This window comes from Bradyrhizobium sp. (assembly GCF_049586575.1).
In the GTDB taxonomy this organism is placed as follows: domain Bacteria; phylum Pseudomonadota; class Alphaproteobacteria; order Rhizobiales; family Xanthobacteraceae; genus Bradyrhizobium.
Map to the genome: position 1 here is coordinate 1 of NZ_JBAVCF010000755.1, position 4,431 is coordinate 4,431.

At 61.2% G+C, this 4,431-nt stretch carries 5 protein-coding genes, 2 tRNA genes and 1 pseudogene; 5 read left to right on the forward strand and 3 right to left on the reverse strand.

The window, feature by feature from the left end; translation table 11 throughout:
- Positions 1 to 251 precede the first annotated feature (251 nt).
- Positions 252 to 328: transfer RNA gene (locus tag WB528_RS27185), tRNA-Val, on the forward strand.
- A gap of 50 nt (positions 329 to 378) precedes the next feature.
- On the forward strand, positions 379 to 1,239 hold the full coding sequence (locus WB528_RS27190; protein ID WP_423892436.1) for a class I SAM-dependent methyltransferase: 861 nt from the start codon (positions 379 to 381) through the stop codon (positions 1,237 to 1,239).
- Positions 1,240 to 1,253: 14 nt separating this feature from the next.
- On the opposite strand, the gene pepT is transcribed toward WB528_RS27190, so the two are convergent.
- A complete protein-coding gene (gene pepT, locus WB528_RS27195) occupies positions 1,254 to 2,513 on the reverse strand; it encodes a peptidase T (RefSeq protein WP_423892440.1) in 1,260 nt (419 codons plus the stop codon).
- Positions 2,514 to 2,629: 116 nt separating this feature from the next.
- Positions 2,630 to 2,929: an HU family DNA-binding protein gene (locus tag WB528_RS27200; protein WP_423892437.1), complete on the reverse strand. Its 300-nt coding sequence runs from the start codon at positions 2,927 to 2,929 to the stop codon at positions 2,630 to 2,632.
- A gap of 229 nt (positions 2,930 to 3,158) precedes the next feature.
- Here WB528_RS27200 and WB528_RS27205 point away from each other — a divergent pair.
- Positions 3,159 to 3,235 (forward strand) — tRNA-Asp (locus WB528_RS27205).
- A gap of 156 nt (positions 3,236 to 3,391) precedes the next feature.
- On the opposite strand, the gene WB528_RS27210 is transcribed toward WB528_RS27205, so the two are convergent.
- Positions 3,392 to 3,586 (reverse strand): hypothetical protein, encoded by a 195-nt coding sequence (locus WB528_RS27210; protein WP_423892438.1) that lies wholly within the window; start codon positions 3,584 to 3,586, stop codon positions 3,392 to 3,394.
- 335 nt (positions 3,587 to 3,921) lie between these two features.
- Here WB528_RS27210 and WB528_RS27215 point away from each other — a divergent pair, with 335 nt between their 5' ends.
- Together WB528_RS27215 and WB528_RS27220 are read left to right on the forward strand one after the other, a co-directional pair.
- The gene (locus tag WB528_RS27215; RefSeq protein WP_423892439.1) at positions 3,922 to 4,287 is read left to right on the forward strand and encodes an NADH-quinone oxidoreductase subunit A; all 366 of its coding nucleotides are present in this window, start codon (positions 3,922 to 3,924) and stop codon (positions 4,285 to 4,287) included.
- A pseudogene (locus WB528_RS27220) lies at positions 4,278 to 4,431 on the forward strand (NADH-quinone oxidoreductase subunit B); the annotation flags it as partial. The gene WB528_RS27215 and the pseudogene WB528_RS27220, both read left to right, overlap by 10 nt.

Here is a 4,431-nt window from a genome sequence, read left to right on the forward strand (position 1 = left end):
GTCGTTTCCAGGGCGCTGGTGCGGCCTCCCGTGCCGATCGTCTGGGAAGAGGACAATGCCAAGGTCGTCGCCGTCACGCCCGATGCCGGCGACGAGGCATCCGGTGGGCTGACGGCGCATTGAGCCGGACACTGCTTGGAAGTGATAAAACGGCGCCTTCTGGCGCCGTTTTTTTTCGCGCGGTGTTCAAGAAGGTGCGACCGTTTCGGATCTTGCGCAAAAGGGGCCGGCAGGGCTAAACAGCCCGTTGAGGGCGGCTAGCTCAGCTGGTTAGAGCATCTCGTTTACACCGAGAGGGTCTGCGGTTCGAATCCGTAGCCGCCCACCAGCCTTTTGCTGTTGCCTTAGCTGATCGTGCAGGACACGTTGAGTCAAATGATGGACAATGCACCCACGGGCCACGATCAGAACGCCGATCAGATTGCGTACTGGAACGGCGCCGGCGGCCAGCGTTGGGCGGATCGCCAGCCGGTGCAGGACATTCTGCTTCAGCCGGTCGCCGATATCCTGATCGACCGGGCCAGGATCAAGGCGGGCGAACGAGTTCTCGATGTCGGCTGCGGCAGCGGCTCTACCACGTTTGCCTTCGCGCGCGCTGTGGGTCCAAGCGGGCATGTCATGGGCATCGATATTTCGGGCCCGATGCTGGCGCGGGCGCGGGAAGTGACGCCCAAGGGCGCGCCGGTTGAATTCGTTCTGGCGGATGCGACCGTCCATTCGTTCACGCCGGAGAATTTCGATTTGCTGGCCTCGCGGTTCGGCGTGATGTTCTTTGCCGATCCGGCGCTGTCATTTGCCAATCTGCGGAAGGCGTTGCGGCCATCGGGCCGGCTCGCATTTGCCTGCTGGCGTGAGGCGCGCGAAAATCCGCTTTTCATGACCCCGCTCCAGGCCGTCTACCGGCACGTTCCGAAAATGCCGCAGGTGGGGCCCGAGGATCCCGGACCGTTTTCGTTTGCGTCGCAGGGGCGCGTCAATCGCATCCTCAGCGCGGCAGGCTTTTCCGACGTAGCGATGGAGCCGTGCAATCTGGCGCTCGACATTGCGGTTGGAGGCGGGTTGGACGCAGCGGTGAAGGGCGCGCTGGAGGTCGGACCGGCGGCGCGAGCGCTTGCGGATCAGCCTCGAGAGGTCGTCGCCGCCGCCACCCAATCGATGCGCGAAGCGCTGGCCCCTCACGCGAAGGGACAAACGGTCCCGCTCGATGCCGCGATCTGGATCGTGACGGCCAAGGCTTAGAAGGCCCTACCTACCTAAGCCCGTTCTTCCCAGATCATCGCGAGGTGGACGATGGTCTGCACCGCCTTTTCCATGTCCTGCCGGCTGACCCATTCAAGCCGCGAGTGGAAGGCATGCTCGCCCGCGAAAATGTTGGGGCAGGGCAGCCCCATGAACGACAGCCGCGAGCCGTCGGTGCCGCCGCGGATCGATGTTTTCACGGGGGCAAGGCCCGCGCGCCGGATTGCCTCGACGGCATGGTCGACGATCTGCGGATGACGATCGATCACCTGTTTCATGTTGCGGTATTGCGGCTTGATTTCGACGCGCCAGGTCGAGCGCGGAAAATCCCGCATCACCTCCTTGACGATGCGCTCAAGTAACTCTTCTTTCTCGCGCAAACCTTGTTCGGTGAAGTCGCGCACGATGAGGCCGAGCCTTGCCGTCTCCAAAGTGCCGGACAGGCCGATCGGATGCAAAAATCCCTCCCGGCCTTCGGTGGTCTCGGGCGAGCAGGTGTTTTTGGGCAGACGATCGACGATGGCGGCCGCGATCTTGATCGCGTGTTCCATCTTGCCCTTGGCAAAGCCGGGATGGGTCGAGACGCCCTCGATGGTGATGGTGGCGGCGTCGGCGGAGAAGGTTTCATCCTCGATCTGGCCGGCGGATTCGCCGTCGATCGTATAGGCGAAGTCGGCGCCAAGTTTTTTCAGGTCGGCCTTGTCGACGCCACGGCCGATTTCCTCGTCGGGCGTGAACAGGATCTTGATCGTGCCGTGTTTGATCTGCGGGTTCCTCGTGAGGAAATGCACCGCATCCACGATTTCGGCGACGCCGGCCTTATTATCGGCTCCAAGGAGCGTGGTGCCGTCGGTCGTGATGATGTCATGGCCGATCTGGTGGGCGAGCGCTGGGTGCTCCGCAAAGCGGATCACCTGCGAGGGATCGGCCGGCAGCGTGATGTCGCCGCCCTGGTAATTCCGGACGACCTGCGGCCTGACATTGGCGCCGGAGCAATCCGGCGAGGTGTCCATATGCGAGCAGAAGCAGATGACCGGCACCCGCTTGTCTGTATTCGCGGGAAGGGTCGCGTAGACGTAGCCGTAGTCGTCGAGATGGGCGTCGGAAAGCCCCATCTCTCGTAGCTCAGCGGCGAGCAGCCGGCCCAGATACTTCTGTTTTTCAGTCGAGGGGCAGGTCGGCGACGCCGGATCGGACTGCGTGTCGATCACCACATAGCGCAGGAAGCGCTCGGTCACGGTGTGGATGAAGTTGAGGGCGGATTTCGCGATCATAGCCCGCAAGTAACAGAAAACGCTCCCTCACGGTAGCGCCACTCCGGAGTGCCGCTTTGACTTCACCGGAATGACGCCATTTCGCTGAAAAACCAGAAGGTTGGGATGGTTTCTGATTAAACCGCTTCCTTCAGCTCCTTGGCGGCGCGGAAAGCGACCTTCTTGCTCGCCTTGATCTGGATCGCCTCGCCGGTGGCGGGGTTACGGCCCATGCGGGCAGCGCGCTTGCGGACCTGGAGGATACCGAGGCCGACGATACGAATGCGCTCGCCCTTCTTCAGGTGCTTGGTGATCATGGTCACCAGGTCGGTGAGGATGGTTTCCGCCTGCTTCTTGGACAGCTCCTGCTGCTCGGCAATGGCCGCCGCGAGGTGCTTGAGTGTGATCGTGGTCGGGGTCGCTGCCTTCTTCGCCATGTTTGGCCCTCCTCGTTTGTTGAATGTTTAAGAAACCAAGACGCCGCAGGCTTTAAATGATTCGACGTCAGGCGGCCTACGCTGTTTTGCCGGTAAATAGCCTATTTTTTGCATCGACATTGCAAAAAGCCCTGCGGCACAAGGAGATTCGCAACAACCTTGACTAAAGGAAGGCACACCTTTAATCCCTGCTGCGTTGCGGACCAATCCCTTGGGGATTGCAGCATCCGCGGGAGTAGCTCAGTTGGTTAGAGCGCCGCCCTGTCACGGCGGAGGCCGCGGGTTCGAGTCCCGTCTCTCGCGCCATCTCTTCGATGGCACGCCGATAACCTTCCCAAATGCCGACCGTTAGCCCGCCGCCGGACGGTGACGTTGGCTGCCAAAAAGCAAAAGGGCCGCCTGGGGAAAGCGGCCCTTCCACATCCTCGTTGGGGGGAACGAGGTCCTCGGGGGGGACGAGGTTTAGCGAACGACCAAGGTATCAGAGCTGGTCAAGACAACCGGCTTGCCCGCTTTGATCACCCGGGCGGTCTGGCTGTAATCGGCGTTGGTGCGTGCGGAAATGGCAAAACCGGCAACCGCAATTCCGGCCACAAGCGCCACCACTACGATCTTCAGGTGGGTCGCACGGTCTGCGGAATGGATCGAGTGGTTCATGAGAGCCTCCGGGCGTCTTTGGCGCCGCCTTGTTGGTTCCCTGTGTATCCTTGGTCTGTTTCCGGCCGGTTTCGTCAGGTCCGGAAAATGGTTTCAATCCCGTTCCACCAACCTCAGAACCAGCGGCCGGAAGGCTTGCGGGCGCGGCGGATTTTGAGCCGAGAAATTAGGCGGCCAACTCGCGCTGAGGGGCGAGTTTTCCCAAGCGTTATGGGATGGAGGAGGCCCCAAGATAGCTTGTCTTGCGCCCCTTGGTGCGCTGCGCTAAGCCTCGGAAGAATTCTAATGTACGAATCTGCGGACCCCCAAATGACCGCAGGAAAAGGTCCCTCTCGATGACCGGCATCTTGCAGAATTATCTTCCACTCGTGGTGTTTATCGCCGTTGCCGGTCTGATCGGTCTGGTGCTCCTGATCGCGCCATTCCTGGTGGCCTTCCAACAGCCCGATCCCGAAAAGCTGTCGGCCTATGAATGCGGCTTCAATGCTTTCGACGACGCGCGCATGAAGTTCGACGTCCGTTTCTATCTGGTCGCCATCCTTTTCATCATTTTCGATCTAGAAGTGGCCTTCCTGTTTCCGTGGGCGGTGGCGTTCGGAAAGCTGGGCGCGACAGGGTTCTGGTCGATGTTCGTATTTCTGGCCGTGCTTACGGTCGGTTTCGCCTATGAATGGAAGAAAGGCGCTCTCGAATGGGATTGAGCCCATCGCCCGCCAAGCCAGGGTTCGCGCCGGCGGTGGCCCCCGCCGCGACGGGTATCCTTGATCCGTCCACCGGCAAGCCGGTCGGCGCCCGCGATCCCTATTTCCTCGAAGTGAACCACGAGCTTTCCGACAAGGGGTTCT